The organism is Microbacterium sp. NPDC089321 (assembly GCF_040684935.1).
In the GTDB taxonomy this organism is placed as follows: Bacteria; Actinomycetota; Actinomycetes; order Actinomycetales; family Microbacteriaceae; genus Microbacterium.
This window is the reverse complement of the sequence record NZ_JBFBGX010000001.1, coordinates 1634322-1660236: the sequence shown is the minus strand read 5'-3', so window position 1 is coordinate 1660236 and position 25915 is coordinate 1634322. Positions and strand designations below refer to the sequence as shown.

Annotated in this window: 26 protein-coding genes, 1 tRNA gene and 1 pseudogene; 11 read left to right on the top strand and 17 right to left on the bottom strand. The window is 70.1% G+C overall.

All coding sequences use genetic code 11. The annotated features are described in order from the left end of the window. The first annotated feature begins 1 nt into the window (after position 1). On the top strand, positions 2–1717 hold the full coding sequence (locus AB0N59_RS07885) for a HAMP domain-containing sensor histidine kinase (protein ID WP_363481075.1): 1716 nt from the start codon (positions 2–4) through the stop codon (positions 1715–1717). Positions 1718–1835: 118 nt separating this feature from the next. Next, positions 1836–2123 (top strand): WXG100 family type VII secretion target, encoded by a 288-nt coding sequence (locus AB0N59_RS07880; protein ID WP_363481072.1) that lies wholly within the window; start codon positions 1836–1838, stop codon positions 2121–2123. A 95-nt stretch (positions 2124–2218) separates the two neighbouring features. On the opposite strand, the gene groL is transcribed toward AB0N59_RS07880, so the two are convergent. The 4 genes from groL to AB0N59_RS07860 all read right to left on the bottom strand — a co-directional run bounded on the left by groL (position 2219) and on the right by AB0N59_RS07860 (position 5875). Next, positions 2219–3835 carry a chaperonin GroEL gene (groL, locus tag AB0N59_RS07875; RefSeq protein ID WP_363481070.1) on the bottom strand — a complete coding sequence of 539 codons (1617 nt, stop codon included), beginning with the start codon at positions 3833–3835 and terminating at the stop codon, positions 2219–2221. Positions 3836–3965: 130 nt separating this feature from the next. After that, positions 3966–4541, bottom strand: coding sequence for a LytR C-terminal domain-containing protein (locus AB0N59_RS07870; RefSeq protein WP_363481068.1), 576 nt, complete (start codon positions 4539–4541; stop codon positions 3966–3968). Between the two features lie 74 nt (positions 4542–4615). Further along, a complete protein-coding gene (locus AB0N59_RS07865) occupies positions 4616–4873 on the bottom strand; it encodes a DUF3263 domain-containing protein (RefSeq protein ID WP_363481065.1) in 258 nt (85 codons plus the stop codon). Positions 4874–4882: 9 nt separating this feature from the next. Continuing rightward, complete coding sequence (locus AB0N59_RS07860; RefSeq protein ID WP_363481062.1) at positions 4883–5875, bottom strand: DUF2332 domain-containing protein; 993 nt, start codon at positions 5873–5875, stop codon at positions 4883–4885. A 76-nt stretch (positions 5876–5951) separates the two neighbouring features. On the opposite strand from AB0N59_RS07860, the gene msrB reads away from it, so the two are divergent. Both msrB and AB0N59_RS07850 read left to right on the top strand, forming a co-directional pair. Then, on the top strand, positions 5952–6356 hold the full coding sequence (gene msrB, locus AB0N59_RS07855) for a peptide-methionine (R)-S-oxide reductase MsrB (RefSeq protein ID WP_363481059.1): 405 nt from the start codon (positions 5952–5954) through the stop codon (positions 6354–6356). After that, positions 6353–6883 (top strand): annotated as a pseudogene (locus tag AB0N59_RS07850) (nitroreductase family protein); the annotation flags it as partial. The gene msrB and the pseudogene AB0N59_RS07850, both read left to right, overlap by 4 nt. Before the next feature lie 157 nt (positions 6884–7040). Here the strand turns inward: AB0N59_RS07850 and AB0N59_RS07845 are convergent. Continuing rightward, positions 7041–7976: a DMT family transporter gene (locus AB0N59_RS07845; protein WP_363481056.1), complete on the bottom strand. Its 936-nt coding sequence runs from the start codon at positions 7974–7976 to the stop codon at positions 7041–7043. 62 nt (positions 7977–8038) lie between these two features. Here AB0N59_RS07845 and AB0N59_RS07840 point away from each other — a divergent pair, with 62 nt between their 5' ends. Both AB0N59_RS07840 and AB0N59_RS07835 read left to right on the top strand, forming a co-directional pair. Then, positions 8039–8692 (top strand): SOS response-associated peptidase family protein, encoded by a 654-nt coding sequence (locus AB0N59_RS07840; protein WP_363481053.1) that lies wholly within the window; start codon positions 8039–8041, stop codon positions 8690–8692. Between the two features lie 96 nt (positions 8693–8788). Beyond that, positions 8789–9937 carry a M14 family zinc carboxypeptidase gene (locus AB0N59_RS07835; RefSeq protein ID WP_363481051.1) on the top strand — a complete coding sequence of 383 codons (1149 nt, stop codon included), beginning with the start codon at positions 8789–8791 and terminating at the stop codon, positions 9935–9937. Between the two features lie 59 nt (positions 9938–9996). Here AB0N59_RS07835 and AB0N59_RS07830 read toward each other — a convergent pair. Beyond that, positions 9997–10072, bottom strand: a tRNA-Thr gene (locus AB0N59_RS07830). A gap of 46 nt (positions 10073–10118) precedes the next feature. Next, the gene (locus tag AB0N59_RS07825; protein ID WP_363481049.1) at positions 10119–11090 is read right to left on the bottom strand and encodes a thioredoxin domain-containing protein; all 972 of its coding nucleotides are present in this window, start codon (positions 11088–11090) and stop codon (positions 10119–10121) included. A 243-nt stretch (positions 11091–11333) separates the two neighbouring features. Between AB0N59_RS07825 and ugpC the strand changes: the two genes are divergently transcribed. Then, positions 11334–12437: a sn-glycerol-3-phosphate ABC transporter ATP-binding protein UgpC gene (gene ugpC / locus AB0N59_RS07820; protein WP_363481046.1), complete on the top strand. Its 1104-nt coding sequence runs from the start codon at positions 11334–11336 to the stop codon at positions 12435–12437. Between the two features lie 66 nt (positions 12438–12503). Beyond that, complete coding sequence (locus AB0N59_RS07815; RefSeq protein WP_363481043.1) at positions 12504–13808, top strand: DUF4032 domain-containing protein; 1305 nt, start codon at positions 12504–12506, stop codon at positions 13806–13808. A 27-nt stretch (positions 13809–13835) separates the two neighbouring features. On the opposite strand, the gene AB0N59_RS07810 is transcribed toward AB0N59_RS07815, so the two are convergent. The 5 genes from AB0N59_RS07810 to AB0N59_RS07790 form a co-directional block, all read right to left on the bottom strand. After that, positions 13836–14477, bottom strand: a complete 642-nt coding sequence (locus tag AB0N59_RS07810) for an NAD(P)H-binding protein (protein ID WP_363481040.1) — start codon at positions 14475–14477, stop codon at positions 13836–13838. 57 nt (positions 14478–14534) lie between these two features. Continuing rightward, the gene (gene rlmB, locus AB0N59_RS07805) at positions 14535–15539 is read right to left on the bottom strand and encodes a 23S rRNA (guanosine(2251)-2'-O)-methyltransferase RlmB (RefSeq protein WP_363481037.1); all 1005 of its coding nucleotides are present in this window, start codon (positions 15537–15539) and stop codon (positions 14535–14537) included. Continuing rightward, positions 15532–16971, bottom strand: a complete 1440-nt coding sequence (gene cysS / locus AB0N59_RS07800; protein WP_363481034.1) for a cysteine--tRNA ligase — start codon at positions 16969–16971, stop codon at positions 15532–15534. The genes rlmB and cysS overlap by 8 nt, the downstream gene beginning before the upstream one ends. 49 nt (positions 16972–17020) lie before the next feature. Next, on the bottom strand, positions 17021–18205 hold the full coding sequence (gene ispD, locus AB0N59_RS07795) for a 2-C-methyl-D-erythritol 4-phosphate cytidylyltransferase (RefSeq protein WP_363481031.1): 1185 nt from the start codon (positions 18203–18205) through the stop codon (positions 17021–17023). 95 nt (positions 18206–18300) lie between these two features. After that, on the bottom strand, positions 18301–18783 hold the full coding sequence (locus AB0N59_RS07790) for a CarD family transcriptional regulator (protein WP_071640539.1): 483 nt from the start codon (positions 18781–18783) through the stop codon (positions 18301–18303). A gap of 150 nt (positions 18784–18933) precedes the next feature. On the opposite strand from AB0N59_RS07790, the gene AB0N59_RS07785 reads away from it, so the two are divergent. Continuing rightward, positions 18934–19446 carry a DNA modification methylase gene (locus tag AB0N59_RS07785; RefSeq protein WP_363481028.1) on the top strand — a complete coding sequence of 171 codons (513 nt, stop codon included), beginning with the start codon at positions 18934–18936 and terminating at the stop codon, positions 19444–19446. A gap of 73 nt (positions 19447–19519) precedes the next feature. Here AB0N59_RS07785 and AB0N59_RS07780 read toward each other — a convergent pair whose 3' ends face one another. Then, entirely contained in the window at positions 19520–20203 is a 684-nt protein-coding gene (locus AB0N59_RS07780) for a response regulator transcription factor (protein WP_363481025.1), read from the bottom strand. Then, positions 20200–21420 (bottom strand): ATP-binding protein, encoded by a 1221-nt coding sequence (locus tag AB0N59_RS07775; protein WP_363481022.1) that lies wholly within the window; start codon positions 21418–21420, stop codon positions 20200–20202. Before AB0N59_RS07775 ends, AB0N59_RS07780 begins: the two co-directional genes overlap by 4 nt. A 183-nt stretch (positions 21421–21603) precedes the next feature. Between AB0N59_RS07775 and phoU the strand changes: the two genes are divergently transcribed. Beyond that, a complete protein-coding gene (phoU, locus tag AB0N59_RS07770) occupies positions 21604–22317 on the top strand; it encodes a phosphate signaling complex protein PhoU (protein ID WP_363481019.1) in 714 nt (237 codons plus the stop codon). Between the two features lie 97 nt (positions 22318–22414). Here the strand turns inward: phoU and AB0N59_RS07765 are convergent, their stop codons facing one another. Further along, complete coding sequence (locus tag AB0N59_RS07765; RefSeq protein ID WP_363481016.1) at positions 22415–23158, bottom strand: phosphoglyceromutase; 744 nt, start codon at positions 23156–23158, stop codon at positions 22415–22417. Positions 23159–23327: 169 nt separating this feature from the next. On the opposite strand from AB0N59_RS07765, the gene AB0N59_RS07760 reads away from it, so the two are divergent. Continuing rightward, positions 23328–24158, top strand: a complete 831-nt coding sequence (locus tag AB0N59_RS07760; protein WP_363481013.1) for a class I SAM-dependent methyltransferase — start codon at positions 23328–23330, stop codon at positions 24156–24158. A gap of 18 nt (positions 24159–24176) precedes the next feature. Here the strand turns inward: AB0N59_RS07760 and AB0N59_RS07755 are convergent, their stop codons facing one another. Continuing rightward, the gene (locus AB0N59_RS07755) at positions 24177–25271 is read right to left on the bottom strand and encodes a glycine cleavage T C-terminal barrel domain-containing protein (RefSeq protein WP_363481010.1); all 1095 of its coding nucleotides are present in this window, start codon (positions 25269–25271) and stop codon (positions 24177–24179) included. A 1-nt stretch (position 25272) separates the two neighbouring features. Next, positions 25273–25875, bottom strand: a complete 603-nt coding sequence (locus AB0N59_RS07750) for an FABP family protein (protein WP_363481007.1) — start codon at positions 25873–25875, stop codon at positions 25273–25275. Positions 25876–25915: the final 40 nt, after the last annotated feature.

Here is a 25915-nt window from a genome sequence, read left to right as displayed (position 1 = left end):
CATGGCAGGCGAGCCCGATTCCGTCACCCGCTGGTGGCGGCGGATCAGCCTGCGCGCCAAGGTCACCGGTGTCACGGTCGCGGTGCTCGCGCTCGGACTCATGATCGCCGGCATCGGCACGGTGCCGATCCTGCGCGGGGCGATGATCAACAACATCGACGCCCAGCTGCCGGCCCTCGCGACCACGGGGCAGGCCGAGCGCTTCTTCGACGTCTCAGCCGAAGGCGGCAGGCTCGTGTTCAGCCCCACCGAGGTCGCGCCGAGGCCCACGGACTTCACGGTCGCGTTCTACACCGCCGACGGTGAATTCGTCGCCCAGGCAGGGGGTCAGGCATCCGCTCCCCGCCCCGACTTCCCCTCCACGTTCACCCTGCAGGACACCGTGACCCAGGGCGACCAGGTGGTGACGCTACAGGGCGAGGACGGCGAGTCGTACAGCGCCGTCGCATCGGCGCAGTCGGCGCAGGACCCCCAGGGGCTCACCTACGTGCAGATCGTCGCGCTGCCCCTCGACGAGGCCGACCGCATCGTCGCCACCTACGTCGCGGTGTACACCACGGTGGCGCTCGTCACGATCCTGCTCGCGGCGCTGCTCACCCGGGGCCTCGTGACGCTGACCTTCCGCCGGCTCGGCCACGTGGAGTCGACGGCGATGGCGATCGCCGCCGGCGACTTCAGCCAGCGCCTCACCGACCTCGAGCCGACCACCGAGGTGGGGCGGCTGAACGCGGCGATCAACACGATGCTCGACCGCGTCGATCAGTCGCTCGCGCAGCGCGATCGCACGGTGCAGAACATGCGCCGGTTCATCGGCGACGCCAGTCACGAGCTGCGCACGCCGCTGGTGAGTGTGCGCGGGTACGCCGAGCTGTACCGGATGGGCGCGATCACCGGCGAGGAGGACACGTCGCGGGCCATGGAGCGCATCGAGAAGGAGGCCATCCGCATGGGCGTGCTCGTGGAGGATCTGCTCGCGCTCGCCCGGCTCGACGAGGAGCGCTCCCGCGAGCTGCAGATCGAGCCGCTCGATCTGCGCCCGATCGCCCGCGACGCGGCGCTCGATCTGCGCGTCGCCGCTCCCGGACGCCGGATCACCGTGATCGACACGACCGCCGACGACTCAGGAGAGCTGCGCCTGCACGGTGCGCCGAGCACAGCGCCCGCACCCGTCCCGACGCGCCCGACCCCGTCACGCCCTGCGAGCGCCCTCGCGCGCCTCCGCCGGCGGCCCCGGCCGGCGACTCCCGTACCGGCGATCGACTTCACCGAGGCGACGGATGCCCCGGTACGGACGCCCCCGATCGTGCTCGGCGAAGACAACAAGGTGCGTCAGGTCGTCACGAATCTGCTCGGCAATGCGCGCCGGTTCTCGCCCGACGACAGCCCCATCGAGCTCGTCGTCGGCGCCGACCGCCGCGCGGGCGTCGGCACGATCTCGATCGTCGACCACGGTGACGGCATCCCCCCGCAGATCCGCGAGCAGATCTTCCAGCGCTTCTGGCGCGCCGACACGTCGCGCGCGCGGGAGACCGGCGGCTCCGGCCTCGGGCTGGCGATCGTCGCCTCCATCGTCGAGGCGCTGCACGGCACGGTCTCCGTCGACGAGACTCCGGGCGGCGGCGCGACCTTCATCGTCTCGCTGCCTCTGGCGCCGTCGCAGGCGACGCCGGCCCATCTGCTCGAGGAGACGCAGCCGATCGACCGCCTCGAGCTCTGACTCCCCACTCGTCCTGCACATCCGTCTCGTCCGTCGACCTCTGCACGGATGCTGGGAGACGGCTCCTTTCCGCCGTGCGGCCACTCCTAGTGTCGGAAGCCCATCGAGAGGAGATCCCATGTCCGTCTTCACCGTCGACACCGACGCGGTCCAGGCCGCGAACGGTGCCGCCTACGCCACCATGGAACGCCTGCAGGGCGAGTCGGCAGCGCTGATGGCGCAGCTCGCACAGCTGCAGTCGTCGTGGACAGGCGCCGCCGCCGCGGCCTTCCAGCAGTGCAGTGAGCAGTGGCGCGGCGCGCAGATGCACGTCGAGCAGGTGCTCGGGTCGATCAGCGCGGCGCTCGGCTCAGCCGCAGCCCAGTACGCGGACGCCGACCAGTACTCGGCCAGCCTGTTCCGCTGACCACGACCGACGCGCACCGGACGCCGCGTACGCAAGAGAGCACCCCCTGCCGTGACGACAGGGGGTGCTCTCTGCAGTTCTTCAGATCGTCAGGATCAGAAGTCCATGCCGCCCGACGGGTCAGCCGGCATGGCCGGAGCCTTCTCGGGCTTGTCGGCGACGACGGCCTCGGTGGTCAGGAACAGACCGGCGATCGACGCTGCGTTCTGCAGCGCCGAGCGGGTGACCTTGGCCGGGTCGATGATGCCCTGTGCGAACATGTCGCCGTACTCGCCGGTGGCAGCGTTCAGGCCCTGGCCCGCGGGGAGCTCGGCGACCTTGTGCGCCACGACACCGGGCTCGAGGCCGGCGTTGATGGCGATCTGCTTCAGCGGAGCCTCGATAGCGACGCGGACGATGGCCGCACCGGTCGCCTCGTCGCCCTCGAGCGAGAGCGTGTCGAGGACCTTGGCCGACTGCAGCAGCGCGACGCCACCGCCGGGGACGATGCCCTCTTCGACGGCTGCCTTCGCGTTGCGGACGGCGTCTTCGATGCGGTGCTTGCGCTCCTTGAGCTCGACCTCGGTCGCGGCGCCGGCCTTGATGACGGCGACGCCGCCGGCCAGCTTCGCGAGGCGCTCCTGCAGCTTCTCGCGGTCGTAGTCGCTGTCGGTGTTCTCGATCTCACGACGGATCTGGGTGACGCGACCCTCGATGGCGGACTGCTCGCCCGCGCCCTCGACGATCGTGGTCTCGTCCTTGGTGACGATGACCTTGCGCGCACGGCCGAGCAGGTCGAGCGTGGTGTTCTCGAGCTTGAGGCCCACCTCTTCGGTGATGACCTGGCCGCCGGTCAGGATCGCGATGTCCTGCAGCTGAGCCTTGCGGCGGTCGCCGAAGCCAGGAGCCTTGACGGCGACCGACTTGAAGATGCCGCGGATCTTGTTGAGCACGAGCGTCGCGAGGGCCTCGCCCTCGACGTCCTCGGCGATGATGACGAGCTCCTTGCCGTCCTGGATCACCTTGTCGACGACGGGCAGCAGGTCCTTGATGTTGCCGATCTTCTGGTTGGCGATGAGGATGTACGGGTCCTCGAAGACGGCCTCCTGGCGCTCGGGGTCCGTGACGAAGTAGGGGTTCAGGTAGCCCTTGTCGAAGCGCATGCCCTCGGTGAGCTCGAGCTCGGTGCCGAAGGTCTGCGACTCCTCGACGGTGACGACGCCCTCCTTGCCGACCTTGTCGATCGCCTCGGCGATCAGCTCGCCGATGGCGGGGTCGGCGGCCGAGATCGACGCGGTGGCGGCGATCTGCTCCTTGGACTCGATCTCCTTGGCGCTGTTCAGCAGGTCCTCGGTGATGGCCGCGACGGCCTTCTCGATGCCGCGCTTGAGCGAGATGGGGTCGGCGCCGGCTGCGACGTTGCGCAGACCCTCGCGGACCAGTGCCTGAGCGAGGACGGTCGCGGTGGTGGTTCCGTCACCGGCGACGTCGTCGGTCTTCTTGGCGACCTCCTTGACGAGCTCCGCACCGATCTTCTCGTACGGGTCATCGAGCTCGATCTCCTTGGCGATCGACACACCGTCGTTCGTGATCGTGGGGGCTCCCCACTTCTTCTCGAGCACGACGTTGCGACCGCGCGGGCCGAGGGTCACCTTGACGGCGTCGGCCAGGATGTTCAGGCCGCGCTCGAGGCCGCGACGGGCCTCCTCATCGAAAGCGATGATCTTTGCCATGAGTCTTTCGTCCCTCCCGGACGTAGGCGATGGGGTGTTAGCACTCAGACTGTTCGAGTGCTAAACCCAGTCTGGCACTCGACCCATGAGAGTGCAAGCCGCCGGGACCGCGGAAGGGGCGCGCCCGGGGTCAGGGCGCAGGAGTCTCGGTGCTCTGCGTCCTCTCGACACGGTCGAGGCCGACCACGACCGTCAGCTGAGGCTCATCGGAGTCGTTCAGCGCAGCGTAGAAGTCGCTCTTCTGCACGTCGGCGCCGCCGAGAAGCTCGGCGAGCCCGAGCGCGGCTCCCTCATCATCGTCCGCGACATAGAAGACCGTGGTCTTCGAGAACTCCTGCGAGGACCCGTCGCTGCCGAACACGTCGTCCGTCGACCAGCCCTCGGCGAGCAGCGTCTCGCGCACCTCGGCGACGAGTCCCTCTTCGGGCGTCGCATTGAGGATCAGCACGCGGTACGACGTGTCGAGCTCTGCGACGACGCCGGGCTGAGTCTGCGCGGGTGTCGGCTCGTCGCCTCCGAACAGCGAGATGCGGTCCATCATCACGAGAGTCACGAAGATGCCGCACACGATCAGCACCAGGGCGACCGCGGCCGACCACAGCAGCACGACGAGGCCGTTCATGCCCGGCTGCTCGGCGCGGTGCGCGCCGACCCGCCCAGTGGCGCGCGGGACGTCATCGAATCGATCGCGGGGGGACTTCTGCACCCCTCGATGCTAGCGGGCGCCTCCCGTGAGTCCGCACGGAGCGCGCGGCGGCCGAGTGACTGCGACCGGTGCGGTCAGCCGACGAATCCGCGCATGCGCGCCGTGCGCTGCACCGCGCGCGCATCACGGAGGCGCCGCAGCCGGCGCACCAGCAGAGGGTCGAACTCCAGGGCGGCCTCGGTCTCGATCAGCCGTCCGAGCAGCTGGTAGTACCGGGCAGGGCTCATGCCCAGCTGCGCGCGAATGGTCTCCTCCTTCATGCCGCCGTGCCGCGGCCAGGCCGCCTCCAGCGTCAGGATCGCCTTATCGCGATCAGAGAGGTCACCGAGCATGTGCTCAGGCTACGCGGGGTCGGGCGAGACACCCGCGCGCCACTCCCACCACCGCCCCAACGGATCGGCATCCGCCACCACCTGTCCGTCGAGTGCGACGGCGAAGCCGCGGAAGGCGGCGGCGTCGACGGCCGGCCGCCACGCGTCGTGCAGCGCCGGCGGGTCGATGGTGATCCAGCGCGCATCGAACGCGCGGATGCGATCGATGAGCTCCAGCCGCCGCGCACGGGGCAGGTACACGAGCATCCCGGGGGTCGTGACGACGAGCGTGGCATCGGCCGGGGCGGCGGCGGCCATCGCATCCAGCTGCTCGATCGCATCCCCAGCACGCAGCAGCGGCGGGTCGGCGGCAGCGATCGCCATCGCCCCGGAGATCCGCTCGGCGCGCGCGTGCTCGCCGGGCCAGATCAGCGACTGCAGCCAGGTGCGGTCGCCGGGCGCACGCACATCGATCGGATCGAGATCGACGCCCGCGCGCCAGACGACCTCGGGCAGCCGAAGGGGTGGCAGCTCGCCCTGGACCGCGCTGGTGAGCAGGACCTGCGACGGCCCGTCGTGCGGGTCGAGACGCAGACGCGCGACGCCATCGGCGTCGTCCACCCGGAACGAGAACCGATCGGGGTACAGGCACAGCCCCGCCGCCGCACCGAGCTCGAGCAGCGCGATCGGGCCGTCGATCATGCTGAGTGCGGGCAGAAGAGCCGCGAGGCGAAGCGGCTCGTTGATCTGCACGCCACGCCGCGCGCACTCTTCGACCACTTCGCCCGCGTGCGCGAGCAGGAACGCCCGCCACTGCGGATATCCGGCGACCGGTGCGCCGAGCAGGCGCGAGACGGCGAACACCAGAGGCGGCTGGCGGTGCTGCGGAGTCAGCCGCTCGAGCATGCTCTGCACCTCGACGTCCGCGGCCACCCCCGCCGCCCACTCGGCGTACACGTCGCTGCGCCCTGGCGCCTCGTCGCGGGCGAAGCGGTCGTAGCGATCGGCGACAGCATCCGTCATCCGGCCATTCTCTCAGCGCGCCGGAAGGAGGCCGCTCGACGGCGCCCGTCGCCCGCTCAGGGGTGAGAATGGATGCATGGCTTACAGCGTGAATAAGACGGATGCGGAATGGCGTGCCGCGCTCGGCGACGACCAGTACGCGGTGCTGCGCACCGCGGCGACCGAGCGCCCGTGGACCGGGGAGCTGCTCGACGAGGAGCGCGCGGGTCTCTACACCTGCGGCGCCTGCAACGCGGAGCTGTTCCGCAGCGGCACGAAGTTCGACTCGGGCTGCGGCTGGCCGAGCTTCTACGAGTCGGTGCGGCCCGAGGCGGTCGAGCTCATCGAGGACACCTCTCTCGGCATGGTGCGCACCGAAGTGCGCTGCGCGGCGTGCGGCTCGCACCTCGGGCACGTCTTCCCCGACGGCTTCGGCACCCCCACGGGCGACCGCTACTGCATGAACTCGCTGGCACTGTCGTTCACCCCTGACCAGTCGTGAGCGCGCTCGACGCCGTCCGGTGCCGCACGTCGTGGTCGCGCGTCACCGACGACGCACCGACCCGTGAGCAGCTGCTTCCGCTCGTCGAGGCAGCCGGACGCGTCGCCGACCACTCGTCGCTGCGACCCTGGCGGCTGATCGAGCTGCGCGGCGACGACCGTCTCGCTCTCGGGGCGGCCCTGGCGGAGGCCGACGGAGACGACAAGCCGTCGACCAAGCCGCTGCGCGCCTCGCTGCTCATCGCGATCGTCGCCTCGTACCGCAAGAGCGACAAGGTGCCGCGGTGGGAGCAGGAGGCCGTCGCCTCCGGCGTCGCGCACACGCTCAGCCTGCTGCTCGACGAAGCCGGCTGGGGCGTCATCTGGCGCACCGGCGGACTCACGCGCTCCGAACCCGTCGCCAGGCTGCACGGACTGTCTGCCGACGAGGAGCTGCTGGGCTGGCTGTACGTCGGCGGAAAACCGGAGGGCCGCGAGCCGGGGCACCGCAAGCCGGTGGACGCCGAGAGTCTGCTCACGGCGCTGCCGCGCGCGGGTGGCGATGCCCTGTCGTCCGACGGCGAGGGAGCCCGCCGCGAGGCCGAGAACGAGAAGAAGCGCGCCGAGAAGGAGCGCAAGCGCGAGAAGAAGCGCCTGAAGAAGCAGCGCAAGCGCGAGAAGAAGGCGCAGAAGCGACAGGGCTGAGTCAGCGTCTTCGTGGCAGCGCGACGACGACGGATGCAGCCGCGACGACGATCATCGCCATGAGCTGCCAGAGCGCGGGCCCGTGGTCGACGGGCCAGAGCACGTCGATCGTGACCGAGGTCACGAGCTGTCCGAGCACGCTGCCGAGCCCGAGCAGCAGCACCCCGGTGTACGGCACGAGCCACGCGCCGAGCAGGATGTAGGCGAAGCCGAGAAGGCCGCCCAGGTACAGCCACGGCTCGGCAGGCGGTGCCCCCGGCATCCCTCGGGTGAGGATGCTGACGCCGGCACCGGCCAGCAGCACCACGGTGCCCGCGATGAAGCTCATCAGCGTCGCCGTCAGCGGCGACGCGACACGGCGGGCGAGGCGGCCGTTCGCGGCGGCCTGCCAGGCGATGCCCGCGCCTGCGGCGAACGGCAGGAGCAGCAGCCACAGCGGCGCGTTCGCCAGCACGTCGCCGCCCAGCGAGATGCCCACCGCGACGAGTGCGAGGGCGCCGCCGATGATGCGCCCCGGAGTGACGGCCACGACGCCCGAGGGGCCGACGCCGACGCGATCGAGCAGCAGCCCGTGCAGCGTCTGTCCGGCGACGACGCCGACGGTGAACAGCGAGACCCCGAGCACGCCGGCGACCAGCCCCTGCGTGGTGACGGTGAGCGCACCGCAGGTGCCGCCGAGCAGCATCCAGAACGGGATGGTGCGGGTGCGGATGCCCGAGAGGAGCCGCGCGGCGCCCGCTCGCCCCGACGGCATGGCGAGGACGACGACGATGAGGAAGACGAGTCCGACGGCGAAGGAGATGAGGCCGGCGACGATGCCGTCATCGATGCGGACGCCGAGCACGCCGTTGATGCGGGCCTGCACGGCCGTCATCGCGCCGATCGATACGGCGCCGCCCAGGGCGACCCAGGTCGGCAGCGGGCGGTTGGAGGTCACTCGCTCCAGGCTACCGGCGCCAGGGCCTATCCGGTGTCTGCGGCCGCGACTACCCTGGCGGCATGTGCGCGAGCTACGGACTTGATCCTCGATTCACCGACGCCGAACTGCTGGCCGAGGCCGATGACGCGGTGCTCGAGGGCCTGCGGTCGTGGGCCGAGCAGAATGCGGGCGAGACGCTGCGCCCCACCGGGAAGAATCTGCGCAACCTCAATCCGCTCGTGACGGCTCACGACGGCGCTGCCGTGCTCGAACCGGCCTGGTGGGGGTATCTCGTCGACGGGCAGCCGGCGCGGTTCCCCTCGATCAACACCCGATCGGAGCGGCTGCAGGACAGGCCGGGCGGGTTGCGCAGCCGAGCGCTCGTGCCGTCGACCGGCTGGTACGAGATGCAGAAGCCGGATCGCGTCTGGCACGAGTTCGGTCTCGGCCGGGGGCTGCTGTTCGGGATGGCGGCCGTGACACAGCGGGGCCGCACGCCCGACGGCGAGTGGGTCACCTGCTACTCGATCGTGATGCGCCCCGCTCCCCCGCACCTGGCGAACATCCACGACCGGATGCCCGTGCTGATCCCCACCTCGTTCGCCGACGAGTGGCTCACCGGCGAACCCACGCGGGAGCTCATCGACGAGGCCCTGCTCGCGGCGGCCGACCTCGACGAGCGCGTCGCCGCGGTCCCCCGCTCCGACGACAAGGGCGCGCAGACGCTGTTCTGATCGCATCGCGCCCGAACTCGGGAAAACGATTGCTCCGTCGCGGGGTCACTGCCACACTGACCACATCCCCAGTCAACGACGACACAGGAGCAAGTGATGCACGAAACACGCCCCCCGTTCACCCTCACTCGCCGTCAGGTGCTCGCGGCCATGCCGCTGGCTGCAGCGCTTCCCCTGCTCGCCGGCCAGTCGGCATCCGCCGCCGGCAGCTTCCCCGAACCCGGTGAGCAGGTGCCGCGCGCGGCGCTTCTCACCTATGCCGACGTGCAGAAGTCGCTCTCCGACATCCAGCGCACCTCGAAGGGCGCCGTGCAGGTCAAGACGCTCTCGAGCCTCGGCTTCGGCCGCAGCGAAGCAGGCCGCGAGCTGTACGTCGCCACCGTGGGCACGGGCCCCACGAAGGTGTGGCTGCAGGGCCGCATCCACGGCAACGAGCCCTACGGCCCCGACGTGCTGCTCGACGTGCTCCGCAACGCCGGCAGCAGCGGGTCGCCGCTGTGGAAGGCCGTGCGCGAGAAGCTGACCCTGCACGTGATCCCCATGTACAACCCCGACGGATCCGAGCTCTACATCCGTCACACCGTGCTCGAGGACGGCAGGCGCATCGACCTCAACCGCGACTGGTCGCCGACCGGCTTCGCGGCGAAGGAGTCGCTGGCCTGGTACTCCTACTGGGCGAGCGTGAGGCCCGACGTCGGCCTCGACATCCACCACCAGGGCCTGAAGTACGACGACTCCGACGAGCCCATCACCATGTCTCTCGGCATCTCGCTCGCACCGAGCGGCCCCACCCTTCCCGGTGTACGAGGCGGCGAGTACGACGTGAAGACGCGTCAGCTGCAGGGGCACGTGTACACGGCGCTGCAGCGCTACGGCTACGTGAACGCCGACCGCTACAGCGTCGGCAGCGCCGGCAGCGGGTACCGCGAGATCGACATCAAGGGCGGCGTCTCGTCGGCCGTGATGCTGGGTCTGAACTACAACGGGCTCAACCCGACCGGGCACAGCCACCCGATGGTGTTCTTCGAGACCTACGGCGGCTCCATCGGCCAGAAGAGCCGCGGCAAGGCGATCAAGCAGAACGTCGTCGGCGTCGAGGCACTGCTCGGCGGGATCGCCGACGGCAGCGTCTGGAGCGTCGATCCGATGGTCTGGCACGGCATCCCGCACTACGACTACGTCGGATATCAGGTCGACACCGGCCTCATCGACGGCTGGCCGACTCAGCCGCCCGTGAGGCCCTGACGTCCGACCCCTGAACGAGACGGAGGCCCGTGTTCCCCAGGGAACACGGGCCTCTCTCGTGGAGCCGACTACGGGACTCGAACCCGTAACCCCCGTATTACAAGTACGGTGCGCTACCAATTGCGCCAAGTCGGCGGACCGTCACAAGCATACCGACGGCGTGCGGCATGCCTGCACCGGGTCAGGATGCGGGGGTGGTGGTCGCGCTCGGAGTCGGCACCGGGGTCGGAGTCGGCTTGGCGGAGCCGAGGGACTCGCCGCTGGCGATCGTCAGCACGAACTGCGAGAACTCCGCCGGGTCGTCGAGAGCGCCCACGTACGACTTGCCGCCGACGAGGATGAGCGCCTCGTTGTTCAGCTTCAGGTCGTCGGTGCCGGGCAGCGGGCCCTCGAGCGCCCGGTCGGTCGCGTCCTTCGCCCACGACACGAAGTCCTGGTCCTCGATGCACGCGCGCACCTTCTTGGCATCCGACACCCCGACCGCGACCGCGAGGTCGGCGAGGTCGGCGTCGGTGCGCCCGTCGCTGTCGGCCTCGGGCTGATCGGTGAGCAGCTCGTGGTTGTAGTCGTAGAAGCTGCCGGGCGCGTAGGTCGCCACGCACGCCGCGGCGGCAGCGGCGCGAAGCGAGTACTTCGTGCCGTTCGAGCTCGCGGTGAGCAGCGCGACCGGGTGGTAGGTGACGGTGACCGCACCCTCGGAGATCCAGCCGGCGAGCTGACGCGCATTCGCGCGCTCGAACTCCGCAGCGCCGGCAGACAGGTAATCGACGTAGATGTGGATCTCGGTGGACTTCGCCCCGGCCGTGGCAGACGGCGAAGGGGACGGCGTGGCCGCCTCGCCGGCCTCGGTGGCGGTCGCAGACGGCGCCGGCGACGGTTCGGTGCCAGCCGGGGTCGCGGCGATCTCGCTCACGGTGACGCCGTCGCCGGGCATCCCGCTGGGGCTGAGCTGCGGCTTCGAGATCGACGAGCTGACCGCGTACGCCACGGCGGCGCCGATCGAGCCGACGGCGAGGATCGCGACGAGTCCGATGATGAGGCGTCGCACCAGCCGTGCCCGCGACTGCTGCGCGTGCACCTGCTGAGCCTTCTCGCGCACCGCTTCGCGGGAATTGCGAGCGGCGGGGACGTTCGGCGTTTCGTCGCTCGACATCGTTCCTTCTTGAAGATCGGGTGTGTTCTGAAGCATCGGGTGGGACCGGGGGATCCCTCGGCCGCGAAGCGTGCAGAGCCTGCGGCGACCGGATTCGATGCTAACGAGGCAGTCTGAGAAATACCCAGACGCGCCCGGCCGTGCCATACTGATCCCGACCCGATGGCGGGTCACGGCGGGCAGCGCCCGCCGCTTCCATCACGAAGGATCGTCCGGCACGTACCTGCCGGTGAAGGAGAAACCATGGCCACCGTTACGTTCGACGACGCCACCCGCCTGTACCCCGGCGGAACCCGTCCGGCTGTCGACAAGCTGAACATCGAGATCGCCGACGGCGAATTCCTCGTTCTCGTCGGCCCGTCCGGCTGCGGAAAGTCCACCTCGCTGCGCATGCTCGCCGGCCTCGAAGAGGTCAACGGCGGCCGCATCCTCATCGGCGACCGCGACGTCACCGACGTGCCGCCGAAGGACCGCGACATCGCGATGGTGTTCCAGAACTACGCGCTGTACCCGCACATGACCGTGGCCGAGAACATGGGCTTCGCGCTCAAGATCGCCGGCGTCGGCAAGGAGGAGCGCGCCAGCCGCGTTCTCGAGGCCGCCAAGCTCCTCGACCTCGAGGAGTACCTGAACCGCAAGCCGAAGGCCCTCTCGGGTGGTCAGCGTCAGCGTGTCGCCATGGGGCGCGCCATCGTGCGTCAGCCCCAGGTGTTCCTCATGGACGAGCCGCTGTCGAACCTCGACGCGAAGCTGCGTGTGCAGACGCGCACCCAGATCGCCTCGCTGCAGCGCCGCCTCGGCGTCACCACGGTCTACGTCACGCACGACCAGACCGAGGCCCTCACCATGGGCGACCGCATCGCGGTGCTCAAGGACGGTCTGCTGCAGCAGGTCGGCACCCCGCGCGACCTGTACGAGAAGCCGAACAACGTCTTCGTCGCCGGCTTCATCGGCTCGCCTGCCATGAACCTCTTCGCCGCTGACCTCGCCGACGGCGGTGTGCAGTTCGGCAGCGAGATCGTGCCGCTCGACCGCGACACCGTCGGCCGTGCCACCGGCAGCCAGGTCACGGTCGGCGTGCGCCCCGAGGACATCACCGTCGGTCCCGCCGACGGCAAGGGCCTCTCGGTCGTCGTCGACCTCGTCGAGGAGCTGGGCGCCGACGGCTACCTGTACGGCCACACCGACATCAACGGCAAGCGCACCGACATCGTCGCGCGCGTCGACGGCCGCAACCACCCCAACGCCGGCGAGACGGTCACCCTGGCCGCCAACCCCGGTCACGTGCACGCCTTCGACCTCGAGTCGGGCGAGCGCCTCAACGACAAGCCGGTCGTCTCGGCCTGACGAATCATCACACGCGGCGCGGGCGACCATCTCGGTCTCCCGCGCCGCGGTGTTTCCGGAGGAATCATGCAGGAGTCGCTGCGCATCACCGCCAGCTCGATCGACCCCGGCCTGCTCGGCCTGCCCTGGTCGACGCCGCTCGGCAAGTGGCCGTCGGAGCACATCGTCTCGCTGCCGAAGGGCCTCTCGCGGCACCTCGTGCGCTTCGCCGACCTGTCGGGCCGCGTCGTCGCCGTGAAGGAGACGACGGCCGAGATGGCGCAGCGCGAGTACGACATGCTCGGCAATCTGGGCCGCCTGGATGTCCCCTGCGTCAGCCGCGTCGCCGTGATCGCCGGAAGGCAGGATGCCGACGGCAAGCCGCTGCCCGCGGCGCTCGTCACCTCGCACCTGCGGTTCTCGATGCCCTACCGCGCGCTGTTCACGCAGGTGCTGCGCCCTGACACGGCGACGCGCCTGGTCGACGCCCTGGCGCTGCTGCTCGTCCGGCTGCACAACGTGGGGTTCTACTGGGGCGACGTGTCATTGTCGAACACGCTGTTCCGCCGCGACGCGGGAGCCTTCGCCGCGTACCTGGTCGATGCGGAGACAGGAGAGCTTCACGAAGAGGGGCTCACCGACGGTCAACGGGCCTACGATCTCGACCTCGCCCGCACCAACATCGCCGGAGAGATCATGGACCTCGCGGCGGGAGGCCGGCTGGAGCGCGGTCTCGATGCCCTCGAGATCGCCGACGGCATCGTCTCGTCCTACCGCTCCCTGTGGGCCGAGCTGACCGATGAGGAGTCGTTCCCGACCGGTGAGACCTGGCGCATCACCGAGCGCGTCGAGAAGCTCAACGCCCTCGGGTTCGACATCGATGAGATGTCGATGGTGACCACCCCTGACGGCACCTCGGTGCGCATCCAGCCGAAGGTGGTCGACGCCGGTCATCACCAGCGCCGGCTGATCAGGCTCACCGGCCTCGACGTCGAGGAGAACCAGGCTCGGCGCCTGCTCAACGATCTCGACGAGTTCCGGGTGCGCTCGACCAAGGTATGGGCCGACGAGGAGATGTACGCGCACGAGTGGCTCACCCGGGTGTTCGAACCCGTGGTGCGCGCGATCCCGTACGACCTGCGCGCGAAGCTCGAGCCCGCCGAGGTGTACCACCAGGTGCTCGAGCACCGGTGGTACCTGTCGCAGGCGCAGTCGCGGTCGGTGCCGCTCGCCGAGGTGCTCACGAGCTACATCAACGATGTGCTGCGTCACCGCCGCGATGAGGCCACCATCATGGGACCGCCGACCGAGACCATGGGCCTGCCCGTCGTCACCGGGTCGGTCGAGGTGTCGGACGACACGGCCTCGATCGACTGGCGCGACCTGGTCTAGCGCCGCGCCAGCCGTCGGGCGTGGGGATCAGTAGCCGACGGTGAAGCGGCCGCGGCGGTGCTTCGGCTGCTCGATCTCATCGACGACGGCGATCGCGAAGTCGGCGCCGGAGATGGTGGAGTTGCCGTCGGCATCCCGCACGAGCACGTCGCCGCCGTCGCGGTACCGACCGGTGCGCTCCCCCTCGGCCCACGGTCCGAAGACCTCGGCGGGGTGGATGAAGAACCAGTCGAGGCCCTCGTCGCTCTGCTGCAGCAGCTCGAGCGAGTCGATGCCGACCTGCGCCTCGTGCTTGTACTCCTCGGGGAATCCCTGATCGAACAGACGGGGGCCGCCGGGGGCGACGAGGCTGCCGCCGGCGCCGCCGACGACGCCGAGGCGCGTCGGGGTGCCGGTCAGCTTGTCTGCAAGGGCGCGCAGCGCAGGGATGACCGCGTTCTCCATGTCACCGCGCGGCGAGAGCGCCGAGACCACGGCATCCGCGCCGTCGAACACGTCGCCGAGCCCGTCGAGGTCGAGCACGGAGCCCTGCACGTACCGAGCGCCGTCGAGAGGGGCATCCGGAGTCGAGCGCGAGATCACGGTCACCTCATGACCGCGACTCACCGCCTCGCGGGCGATGTGCGATCCGGCGTAGCCGGTTCCTCCGATGACGACGATGCGAGACATGCGCTTCCTTCCGGTTGCCTGACGGTACGTCCGGTACAAGTCGCGCAGGGGCGCGTGTTATTCCGCAGCCCCCCGCATGGTCGCGACCTGATACAGCGCGACCGACGCCGCGATGCCCGCGTTCAGCGACTCGGTGGCCGACGAGATCGGGATCGACACGATCTGGTCGCAGGTCTCGGTGACGAGGCGCGAGAGGCCCTTGCCCTCGGATCCGACGACGATCACGACGGGACGGTCGGCGAGCTCGAGCGCCGGAAGCGCGACGTCTCCCCCGCCGTCGAGCCCGAGCACGAAGACGCCCTGCTTCTTGAACTCCTTCAGCAGGGTGGTCAGGTTCGCGGCGAGTGCGACGGGCAGACGGGCGGCGGCTCCGGCACTGGTCTTCCAGGCGGCGGAGTTCACGCTCGCCGAGCGGCGCTGCGGCAGGATGATGCCGTGACCGCCGAAGGCGGCCGTCGAGCGGATGATCGCACCGAGGTTGCGGGGGTCGGTGATGCCGTCGAGGGCGACGAACAGCGGCGTCTGACCGCGGTCGATGACCTGCTCGAGCAGATCCTGCGGGTGCGCGTACTCGTACGGCGGCACCTTCAGCGCGACGCCCTGGTGCACGCCGTCGAAGCCTGCCATGCGGTCGAGCTCCTGACGGGTGACCTCGAGCACGGGGATCTCCCGGTGCCGGGCGATCGCCAGCATCTCCTTGACGCGGTCGTCCATCTCGACACGCTGCGCGATGTAGAACGTCGTCGCGGGGATCTTGGTGCGCAGCGCCTCGAGCACCGAGTTGCGTCCGGTGACGGTCTCGGTGTCGTCGGTGGACTTGCTGCGGGCCTGACGGTTCATGTCGCGGCCCTGAGGCTTCTGCCCGCCCGGCTTTCCCTTGCCGCCGGCGGCGGCGAAGCGCTCCTGAGCCGCCTTGCGCTTGCCGGCGACGTGCCAGCTGCGGTCTTCGGCCTTGGGCGTGGGGCCCCGGCCCTCGAGCGCCTTGCGGCCGAGGCCGCCGGTGCCCTTCGAGGCACCCTTCTTCTTGCTGTTGCCCGCTCCCGGGCGTCCAGGCTTAGCCATCGATACTCCAATGCGTTCCGTCCGGAGTGTCCTCCAGAGTGATTCCTGCCGCAGCGATCGCATCGCGGATGCGATCTGCTGCGGCCCAGTCCTTGTCAGCGCGCGCCTGCGCGCGCTGGGTGATCATCGTCTGCACGAGCGCGTCGAGGGCGGATGCCTCGGCTCCGCCGCCCGCAGGCTCCCACTCCGATGCGAGCGGATCGATCCCGAGGATGCCCGCCATCTCGCGCACCTGCATGGCCGCCAGCTGCGCGCCGGCCGTCTCGCCGGCGTCGAGCATCGTGTTGCCCGATCGCACCGTCTCGTGCAGCACGGCGAGCGCCTGCGGCACACCGAGGTCGTCGTCCATAGCCGACACGAAGCCTGCGGGGAGCATCTCGAGCTCCGGGTCTTCGCCTTCTGCCGGCCGTTCGGCAGACCACGCGAACTCGCGAGGCAGTCGTGCCTCGCGCTCGAGGAACGACCGGATGCGCCCCATCGCGGCCTCGGCTTCAGCGAACGACGACTCGGTGAGGTCGAGGCTGGAGCGGTAGTGCGCGGCCGCGAGCGCGTAGCGCGCCACGAGGGGGTCGATCTCATCCAGCATCTGCGACGCCAGGATGAAGTTGCCCAGCGACTTCGACATCTTCTGGCCGCCGACGGTGACGAGACCGTTGTGCACCCAGTAGCGCGCGAAGCCGTCGCCGGCCGCGGTCGACTGGGCGAGCTCGTTCTCGTGGTGCGGGAACCGCAGGTCGAGTCCGCCGCCGTGGATGTCGAACTCGGCTCCGAGGTATCGCTTCGCCATGGCCGAGCACTCGATGTGCCAGCCGGGGCGACCGCGGCCCCACGGCGAGTCCCAGACGGCGTCCGGCTGCTCATCGGCCTTCGCGCCCTTCCACAGTGCGAAGTCCTGCGGGTTGCGCTTGCCGCGGGGGTCGGCGTCGGCGGCCGCCTCCATGGCGTCGACCGACTGACGCGTGAGCGCGCCGTACTCAGGCCAGGAGCGCACGTCGAAGTACACGTCTCCGGATCCGTCCGGCGCCGCGTACGCGTGCCCGCGCTCGATGAGCGACGAGATCAGGTCGTGCATCTGTGGGATGAACCCGGTGGCTCGCGGCTCGTAGGTCGGGGGCAGGATGCCCACCGCGGCATACGCCGTCGAGAACTCCTGCTCCATGCGGTAGGCGAGCGCCCACCACGGCTCGGCATCGGTCGCGTTGGCGAGCACCTTGTCTTCGATGTCGGTGACGTTGCGCACGAAGGTCACGCGGCCGTAGCGGTGCTCGAGCCAGCGGCGCAGCAGGTCGAAGCTCAGGGCGGCACGGACGTGCCCGATGTGAGGGCCGGACTGCACAGTGGGTCCGCAGACGTACATCGTCACGTTCGAGGGGTCGAGCGGAACGAAGTCGCGCAGCTGCTGCTCGCGGGTGTCGTACAGGCGGATCGTCACCGCACAAGACTACCGGGGCGGCGCGGGCCGCACCTGGGCGTCGGCCGCTCTAGCCGAGAGGGTGGATGAGCGCCACGGCGGTGACCGCGATGCCCTCGCCGCGGCCGGTGAAACCGAGCCCGTCGGTCGTGGTCGCCGAGACCGAGACGGATGCGCCGCCGAGGGCAGCCGAGAGCGCCTGCTCGGCTTCGGCTCTGCGCCCGCTGAAGCGCGGGCGATTGCCCTTGATCTGCACGGAGACGTTGCCGATCGCGAACCCGGCCTGCGCCAGCATCTCTGCGGTGCGGCCCAGGAACACCTCGGCGTGCGCACCCGCGTACTCGGGGTGCGCGGTGCCGAAGTGCTGCCCGATGTCACCGAGACCCGCGGCGCCCAGCAGCGCATCGACGATCGCGTGCGCGACCGCGTCTCCGTCGGAGTGCCCCGACAGCGGCTGCTCGCCCGGCCATTCGAGCCCTGCGAGCCACAGGTCGCCCTCGCCCCCGAACGCGTGCACATCGGTGCCGACGCCGATGCGGGGCAGCACGGGCACCGCACTGCGGTCGGCGAGCAGCGTCCGGGCGCGCTCGAGGTCGGCCGGCGTGGTGATCTTGAACGCGCGCTCGGAACCGTCGATCCGGCGCACGGCGCCGCCTGCCGCCGCGAAGAGCGCGGCATCGTCGGTGTGCTCCTCGCCGGATGCGATCGCGGCCGCGTACGCCTCCTGAAGGGCGCCGCGTGGGAAGCCCTGCGGAGTCTGCGCGGCCGCGAGCACCGAGCGGTCGACCGGCCCGGTGATCTCGTCGCCGTCGACCTGCTTGAGCGTGTCGACCACGGGCAGGGCGGGGATGACGCCGGCATGCGCCACCGCGGCGGCGACCGCGGCGATCTGCGCGGGCGGGGTGAGGGCGCGCGCGGCATCGTGCACCAGCACGGTCCGGATGCCGTCGTACAGGGCTTCCAGTCCTGCGGCGACCGACTGCTGCCTGGTGGCTCCCCCGGTCACGACCGAGGCGAGGTGGCGGCGTTCGCCGGCGGATGCCCTGACCTCGGCCTCGACCTGCTGCTCGCCGCCCGCCGGGGCGACGACGACGACCTGCATGGGTCCCGCGGCGAACACGCCGTCGAGCGCGTGGCGCAGCACCGTGCGGCCATCGATGTCGACGAGGGCCTTGGGGGCACCGGCGGCGAGGCGCGTGCCTGATCCGGCGGCGACGACGATGATCGCGGTGTCTGGAGTCGAGTGCGCAGTCACGCTCTCACGCTACCCACTCCGGCGCCGAAGACGCGAAGAGGGCGGATGCCGATGGCATCCACCCTCTTCGCGATTCTCGTCGTCAGACGCACTCGTCAGGAGGCGAGCACCTCGTCGAGCAGCGCGCCGGCCTTGTCCTCGTCGATCTTCTCGGCCAGAGCGAGCTCCGACACGAGGATCTGACGGGCCTTGGCGAGCATGCGCTTCTCGCCCGCGGAGAGCCCGCGGTCCTGATCGCGGCGCCACAGGTCGCGCACGACCTCGCTCACCTTGATCACATCGCCCGAAGCGAGCTTCTCCAGGTTCGCCTTGTACCGGCGCGACCAGTTGGTGGGCTCTTCCGTGAACGGGGCGCGCAGCACCTCGAAGACGTTCTCGAGCCCCTCCTTGCCGATCACGTCGCGAACGCCGACCAGGTCGACATTCTCGGCAGGAACCTCGATGATGAGATCACCCTGCGTGACGTTGAGCTTCAGGTACTTCTTGGTCTCCCCCTTGATCACGCGGTCCTTGACCTCGATGATCGTCGCGGCTCCGTGGTGCGGATAGACGACGGTTTCGCCAACCTCAAAAAGCATAAAAACGTGTCCTTTCGGCAATCTCCAGGATACCACAGCGGATATGCAGTAAGGTTCGCGCCGATCCACCCCGCCACGGCATCCGTCCGCGTTCCCGCCCCTCGACCCACTAGACTGAACCAGGACACCCGTCGCACCTCAGGAGGATCCGTGAACTCGCGCTCTGCTGCGTCCATCGCTCCGCGCCTCGTCGCCGCCATCGCCCTGGGCTCGGCCCTCGCGCTCGGCACGACCGGATGCACCTTCATCACGCATCAGGCGACGACGAACCCCTACTCCGCCTCCGACGGCGTGAACATCGACGAGACCGGCGGCGACGTCGTCGCGCGCAACGTGTTCGTGGTCACCACCGAGGACGGCGGCGTCGGCAACCTGGTCGGCGCGTTCGTCAACCAGGGCTCGAAGACCACCAGCGTCGACATCGACGTCGCGGGCGAGCAGCTCTCGGTGCGCGTCCCCAGCGAAGAGCGCGTCAGCCTCGGCGCCGACGAGATGCCGCTGCGCATCGAGAACCTCGACACCAAGCCCGGCGCCACGGTCGAGGTGCTGATCGTCTCGGGCGACGGCGAGGCCGTGCCCGCCGAGGTGCCCGTGCTCGACGGCTCGCTGCCCCAGTACGCCGACCTCGTGCCGGCTGCCGAGTCGTCCGACAGCGAATCCTGACTCTCCGCGGCACGACCGCGAACACGAAGAGGCCGGCTCCCGAGGGAGCCGGCCTCTTCTGCATCCGGGCTGATCAGCCCTCGAAACGGTAGCCGAGCCCGCGGACGGTCACGAGCATCACGGGGTCGCCGGGGTTCTGCTCGATGCGCGAGCGGATCCGCTTGATGTGCACGTCGAGCGTCTTGGTGTCTCCGAAGTAGTCGCTGCCCCAGACGCGGTCGATCAGCTGACCGCGGGTGAGCACGCGACCGGCGTTGCGCATCAGCACCTCGAGCAGCTCGAACTCCTTCAGCGGCATGTTGATCTCAGAGCCGTCCACGGCGACCGTGTGGCGGTCGATGTCGAGGGTCACACGCCCTCCCTCGAGCACGCGCTCGTCGACCTCGGCCTCGGCCTGCACGACACGGCGCAGCACGGCGCGCATGCGCGCGAGGAGCTCGCGCGACGAGTACGGCTTGGTGATGTAGTCATCGGCGCCGAGCTCGAGCCCCACCACGATGTCGACCTCGGAGTCCTTCGCGGTGAGCATGATGATGGGAACGCTCGACGTCTGCCGCACCTGACGGCACACCTCGGTGCCCGCCATACCGGGAAGCATGAGGTCGAGCAGGATGATGTCGGCGCCGCGCTCCCGGAACGCGGTCAGCGCGCCGGGTCCGTCCTCGCAGATCTCGACCTCGTAGCCCTCGCGCCGCAGGAGGTAGGCGAGGGGGTCGGCCAGATCGGGCTCATCCTCGACGAGCAGGATGCGGGTCATGCGAACTCTCCGTTTCGAGCGTCGCGTCTGCGGGCATCCGCATTCGGGCGCTTCTTCTTGTTCTTCCTCTTGGACTTCTTGTCTGCACCGGCTTCGGGCGCGCCGGCTCGCGGCAGCCGCATCGTGAACGTCGATCCGCGGCCGGGCCGCGACCACACGCGCACCTCGCCGCCGTGCCGCTGCGTCGCATGCTTGACGATCGACAGCCCGAGGCCCGTGCCTCCCGTGCGGCGCGAGCGGGCCTCATCCGCGCGGTAGAACCGCTCGAAGATGCGCTCGCGATCGGCATCCGAGATCCCGATGCCCTGATCGGTGACGGCGATCTCGACCACATCGCCCTCGACCTTCACCCCGACGCCCACGCGCGAGCCCCTGGGCGAGTACACGATCGCGTTCGCGATCAGGTTGCCGACCGCCTCGATCAGCACCTGAGCGTCGCCGCGCACCCAGACCCCCCGCTCGCCCCCGCGGCTGAGCTCGACCCCGGCGGAGTCCGCCTGCACGGAATGCGCCTCGATGGACGCGGCGACGACCTCGTCGATCGCGACCGGCTCGACCTGCGACAGGCTCTCGGCGGCCTGAAGGCGCGACAGGCTGAGGATGCGGCCGGTGAGCTGTGCCAGCCTGGCTGCCTCGGCCGTGATGCGCGCGGCGAAGATGCGCACCTGATCGGGGTCGTCCGCGGCGGATTCGATGGCCTCGGCCAGCAGGCTGACCGACGCCACGGGGGTCTTCAGCTCATGGCTGGTGTTCGACACGAAGTCGGTGCGCATCTGGTCGAGGCGCTCGCGCTCGGTGACGTCGCGGATGATCAGCAGCGTCAGCTGCGGGCCGACCGAGCTCGCACGGGCCGAGACCAGACGCGGATCGAGCGACGCGCCGCCCGTGAGACGGAGGGTCTCGGTCGCACTGGCTCCACTGTCGCGCACGCCGCGCACGAGACGACGAAGCTCCACGTTCTCGAGCACGGCTCCCGTGCGGATGCCGAAGCGCGTCGCCGCGTTCGACGTCGCGACCACGAGGCCGGAGGCGTCGAGCACGCACGCGGCGTCGTCCATCCCCGCCAGCACGTCGGCGACGCCCTCCGGGATGGTCGTCGAGGTCTCCTGCAGAGCGATCGCCCGCACGCGATACGCCCAGCTGACCAGCAGCACTGCGCCGGCGCCGATCAGTGCGCCGACGGCGAGCGCGAACAGCGCGAGCTGAGCGGAGTCCATGCCTCAACAGTAGGGGTCTGCGCGCCGGCCACCAGACGTACACCGCGTGGTCATGCGGCGGAAGGGCTAGTATTCACGTTCCCGGCACCGTTTGTTAACCTTCGCCCCGGACAATCGTTCCGGCCGCGTGAGCGCGTGCCCCTCGGCATGCGTGCCGAACCCCCGACGAAAGGTTGCGCCGACATGCGCGAAGTCTTCCACCAGTCCCTCGAAGAGCTGCAGTCGCGCCTCGCCGAGATCGCAGACCTGGTCACGGTCGCGATCCAGAAGGCCACCACGGCGTTCGCCGAGAGCGACGTCGCGCTGGCCGAGGAGGTCATCGCCGACGACGCCAAGATCGACGAGCTCGCGGTCTCACTCGACGAGCAGGCCATCGAGATCCTCGCCCGCCAGCAGCCGGTCGCCCGCGACCTGCGCATCGTCATCACCGCACTGCGCGTGAGCGCTTCGCTCGAGCGCATGGGCGACATGGCCGAGCACATCGCGCAGCTCGCGCGCCTCCGCTTCCCCGAGCGCGCCGTGCCCAAGGGGCTCAAGGGCACCTTTCGCCGCATGGGCGAGCTCGACGTGCAGATCGCCGGCACGCTCGCCGAGCTGCTGCGCACCCAGGACCTGCGCTTCGCCGACGAGATCCGCAATGCAGACGACGACGTCGACGAGCTGCACGCCAGTGTGTTCGAGAAGGTGCTCAGCGACAACTGGAAGGGCGAGGCGACGGCCACCGTCGACGCCACCCTCGCCAGCCGCTACCACGAGCGCTTCGCCGACCACGCGGTCGCCGTCGCCAAGAAGGTCGTCTACCTGTCCACCGGCGACTGGGCCGTGCACGAGGAGGACATCGCTCTGGCGGCCGAGGCGCAGTCGGCGCCCACGCCGCCCGCTTCCCCCGCACTCTGAGCGCAGGAGCCGGCCCCGATCCTCGCCGGCACCCGCTGAACGACGAGACCCCGTGCTGCAAGGACTGCGGCACGGGGTCTCGGCGTGAGCGGGGGTGTTACTTCTTTCCCTGCGCGGCGACCGCGGCGGCGCCGGCAGCGGCGGCCTCGGGATCGAGGTAGCGGCTCGGACCGGTCGGCACGTTGTTCTCGTCGAGCTCGTACACCAGCGGGATGCCCGTGGGGATGTTCAGCGCGGCGATGTCGTCATCGCTGATGCCCTCGAGGTGCTTCACCAGGCCGCGCAGCGAGTTGCCGTGCGCGGTGACCAGCACCGTCTTGCCCGCCGCGAGGTCGGGCACGATCGCGTCGTTCCAGTACGGCAGCAGACGGTCGATGACGAGCTTGAGCGACTCCGTGCGCGGGACCTCGCCGTCGATGCCCGCGTACCGAGGGTCGTTCACCTGGCTGAACTCGCTGTCGTCGGCCAGCACGGGCGGCGGCACATCGAACGAGCGGCGCCACAGCTGGAACTGCTCAGGACCGAACTCCTCGAGCGTCTGCGCCTTGTCCTTGCCCTGCAGGGCGCCGTAGTGACGCTCGTTGAGACGCCACGAGCGCGTGACCGGGATCCACAGGCGATCGGCCGCATCGAGGGCGATGTTCGCGGTCTGGATCGCACGGCTCAGCAGCGAGGTGTGCAGCACGTCGGGCAGCAGCCCCGACTCGGCCAGCAGCTCGCCGCCGCGACGGGCCTCGGCCTTGCCCTGTTCGGTCAGGCGGACGTCCACCCATCCCGTGAAGAGGTTGAGCTCGTTCCATTCGCTCTGGCCGTGGCGGAGCAGGATCAGGGTGCGCGTCATGGCTTCCACTTTATCGATCCTGGCGGTGGGTGACGGGCTGCGTGACCTTGTCTTCATTCGCAGAGTGGGGCCCCTCCGCTTCGCTCCTCCCCAATGCTCATTCCGACAAGACCACTCCGCCCTTGACTGCTTGCGTGAAGCATGAGCGAGGAGGAGGGAGTGAGGAAGAATGAGGGAGATGAGCGCACCTGTGGGGAATCCGACGCGAGGGACGACGGGGACGAACCGGCTGCGACGGAACGATCGCTGGATCGCGGCGTCGGCGGCGTTCCGCAGGGCATCCGATCCGCTCGTCGTCGACCTGGGCTACGGCGCCAGCGGCGTCACCGCGTTCGAGCTGGCGACGCGCCTGCGTCGGGTGCGGGCGGATGCCGAGGTGCTCGGCCTCGAACTCGACCCGGAGCGCGTCGCGACAGCCCGGCGACAGCTCGAGGAGGTGCGCGCAGGCGGCACTCCATTCGCCCCTGATCTCGCGGTGTCGTTCGCGCGCGGCGGGTTCGAGGTGCCGGTGCCGAACCGGCGGCGTCCCGCCGTCATCAGGGCGATGAACGTGCTGCGGCAGTACGACGAGGGCGACGTCGCCGATGCATGGCGCCAGGTGGCCTCCCGACTCGCGCCGGAGGGGCTGCTGTTCGAGGGCACCTGTGACGAGATCGGACGCATCTCGAGCTGGGTCGACGTGGCCTCCGACGGCTCCCCCGTCGCGTTCACGATCTCGCTGCGGCTGGCCGGCCTCGAGCATCCGGGGATCGTGGCCGAGCGCCTGCCCAAGGCGCTCATCCACCGCAACGTCCCCGGCGAGCGGATCCACCACCTGCTGACCGCCCTCGACCGCGAGTGGGAGCGCGCCGCTCCCCTCTCGACCTTCGGCCCCGTGCAGCGCTGGCTCGCGGCCGTGGCGGCCCTGAGGACGCAGGGCCTCCCGATCCAGGGCACCAGGACGCGATGGCGCCTCGGCGAGCTCACCGTTCCCTGGTCGACCGTCTCCCCCGCATCGTGACGGGCCCCGAGGCGACGATCAGCGCGTGTGACGCGGGTCTTCTGCGGCCGGTCGCCGCGACAGTCGCGTGAGCCGCGGCACGTCAGCGGTGGCGCCGGCGTCGGCCGGCACGATCACCTGCTGAGCAGCGGCGATCAGCGTCTCTCCCGCTCGCACCACCAGCTCGCCCACCGGCGCACGGCGCGACAGCATCGCGAGCGCGATAGGGCCGTCTTCATGGTGCATGGCGACCGACGTGATGTGCCCGACCTCGGCATCCCCCGCGAGCACCGCGTCGCCAGGCGACGGCATGACGACGTCGCTGCCGTCGAGCAGCAGAGCAGCGAGCCGGCGAGGCGGATGCCCGAGGTTGTGCACCTTGGCGACCGTCTCCTGCCCGCGGTAGCAGCCCTTGTTCAGGTGCACCGCACTGCGGATCCAGTCGGACTCGTGCGGGATGCTGCGGTCGTCGACCTCGCGAGACCAGCGGGGCCGCCAGGCGGCGATGCGCAGCGCCTCGGCGGCGAGCGCTCCGGCGAAGGGCCCGGTCAGCGAGCCTGCGTCGTCGACCACGGCGATGCACCAGGCGTAGTCGGCGGCCGGATGACCGGAGGCGACGGCGTACTGGTGCCCGCCCGGCTGCACGTGCGCCCACGGGTCGCGCCAGATCAGCGGGACGCCGTGCGGAGCGGATGCCGTGGTGCGCGCCTCTGCGGACCCGCCGGCGAAGAAGCCGACCAGTGCCGCCTCTGCGCGCACGGTCACCGTCACGCGCGAGCGGAACACCATGCGCTGCAGCCATCCGGCGAGCTTCTCGGCGTCGCCCTCGTCGGCGATCAGCCAGACCGACGAGCCGTCTTCGAGAACGCCCGCCGCATGCTCGACACGGCCCTGCGGGTCGAGCACGAGCAGTTCGGTGCTGTCGCCGGCACGCAGCCGTGCCACGGACTGGGAGGTGATCGAGTCGAGCCAGGTGAGCCGGTCGTCGCCCGCGACCTCGATCAGCACGCGATCCGTGATCGGCGCGATCGCCTCGCCGGATGTCAGGCGGCGCTGCTCGACGAGCGGGTTGCCGAAGTGCTGGATCAGCTCGCCCTCGCGCACCGCGCCGGCGATGCCGTCGAACGCGGCCATGTCAGACCTTCGCCAGACGCGCCGAGGCGTGCGACTTCAGCTTCTCGCCGAGGGCCGTGATGTCCCACGCCCAGAGCAGATGCCCATCGACCAGCCCGTACATGCGGGTCGCGGCCGAGTACTGCCGGCTCTCGGCCGGGCGCACGACGGCGTCGGTGGCGATGTCGATGCGCGGGCCGGCGATGCGACCCAGATACAGCTCGAGCGTGCCGTCGGAGTGCGTCACCGAGACCTGGAGCGGGAATCCGTCATCGGTGCGCAGCGCTTCGACGTCGTCTACCGTGCGCGGCGCAGCCTCTGCGGTCGGCGGGAGGAGTGCAGGGCCGGGATCGGCGTCGGTGAGCGGACGCGCGAGACGCCAGAAGCCGGTCTCCGCGAGCAGCGCGACGGGCTCGTCCATGCCGTCGGCGCCGCGGAAGGACGCGGATGCGGCGTAGTTCAGGAAGGGGCCGCCGTCATGGCTGAAGCTCACGCGGTGCGTGAACTCGCCCTGGTGACGGTGCTCGCCGGCCGTGTACTCGATGACGCCGGTGCCCTCCCAGACACCGAGCAGCCAGGACAGCGGTGCGAGGTCAGCCGGAAGATCGGTGGGCAGCTCGATCACGACGGCGTCGGATCAGCGCTGGCCGCGGAACAGGTTGACG

What these genes read in the sequence shown, in the direction of transcription:
- phoU (WP_363481019.1), top strand. Translation starts at nt 21,604, where the DNA reads ATGCGCGAAGTCTTCCACCAGTCCCTCGAAGAGCTGCAGTCGCGCCTC.
- AB0N59_RS07775 (WP_363481022.1), bottom strand. Translation starts at nt 21,420, where the DNA reads ATGGACTCCGCTCAGCTCGCGCTGTTCGCGCTCGCCGTCGGCGCACTG.
- AB0N59_RS07860 (WP_363481062.1), bottom strand. Translation starts at nt 5,875, where the DNA reads ATGACGGATGCTGTCGCCGATCGCTACGACCGCTTCGCCCGCGACGAG.
- AB0N59_RS07885 (WP_363481075.1), top strand. Translation starts at nt 2, where the DNA reads ATGGCAGGCGAGCCCGATTCCGTCACCCGCTGGTGGCGGCGGATCAGC.
- AB0N59_RS07865 (WP_363481065.1), bottom strand. Translation starts at nt 4,873, where the DNA reads ATGCTCGGTGACCTCTCTGATCGCGATAAGGCGATCCTGACGCTGGAG.
- AB0N59_RS07840 (WP_363481053.1), top strand. Translation starts at nt 8,039, where the DNA reads ATGTGCGCGAGCTACGGACTTGATCCTCGATTCACCGACGCCGAACTG.
- AB0N59_RS07780 (WP_363481025.1), bottom strand. Translation starts at nt 20,203, where the DNA reads ATGACCCGCATCCTGCTCGTCGAGGATGAGCCCGATCTGGCCGACCCC.
- AB0N59_RS07880 (WP_363481072.1), top strand. Translation starts at nt 1,836, where the DNA reads ATGTCCGTCTTCACCGTCGACACCGACGCGGTCCAGGCCGCGAACGGT.
- AB0N59_RS07835 (WP_363481051.1), top strand. Translation starts at nt 8,789, where the DNA reads ATGCACGAAACACGCCCCCCGTTCACCCTCACTCGCCGTCAGGTGCTC.
- rlmB (WP_363481037.1), bottom strand. Translation starts at nt 15,539, where the DNA reads ATGGCTAAGCCTGGACGCCCGGGAGCGGGCAACAGCAAGAAGAAGGGT.
- AB0N59_RS07765 (WP_363481016.1), bottom strand. Translation starts at nt 23,158, where the DNA reads ATGACGCGCACCCTGATCCTGCTCCGCCACGGCCAGAGCGAATGGAAC.
- AB0N59_RS07760 (WP_363481013.1), top strand. Translation starts at nt 23,328, where the DNA reads ATGAGGGAGATGAGCGCACCTGTGGGGAATCCGACGCGAGGGACGACG.
- AB0N59_RS07815 (WP_363481043.1), top strand. Translation starts at nt 12,504, where the DNA reads ATGCAGGAGTCGCTGCGCATCACCGCCAGCTCGATCGACCCCGGCCTG.
- AB0N59_RS07790 (WP_071640539.1), bottom strand. Translation starts at nt 18,783, where the DNA reads ATGCTTTTTGAGGTTGGCGAAACCGTCGTCTATCCGCACCACGGAGCC.
- ugpC (WP_363481046.1), top strand. Translation starts at nt 11,334, where the DNA reads ATGGCCACCGTTACGTTCGACGACGCCACCCGCCTGTACCCCGGCGGA.
- msrB (WP_363481059.1), top strand. Translation starts at nt 5,952, where the DNA reads ATGGCTTACAGCGTGAATAAGACGGATGCGGAATGGCGTGCCGCGCTC.
- AB0N59_RS07755 (WP_363481010.1), bottom strand. Translation starts at nt 25,271, where the DNA reads ATGGCCGCGTTCGACGGCATCGCCGGCGCGGTGCGCGAGGGCGAGCTG.
- groL (WP_363481070.1), bottom strand. Translation starts at nt 3,835, where the DNA reads ATGGCAAAGATCATCGCTTTCGATGAGGAGGCCCGTCGCGGCCTCGAG.
- AB0N59_RS07810 (WP_363481040.1), bottom strand. Translation starts at nt 14,477, where the DNA reads ATGTCTCGCATCGTCGTCATCGGAGGAACCGGCTACGCCGGATCGCAC.
- AB0N59_RS07825 (WP_363481049.1), bottom strand. Translation starts at nt 11,090, where the DNA reads ATGTCGAGCGACGAAACGCCGAACGTCCCCGCCGCTCGCAATTCCCGC.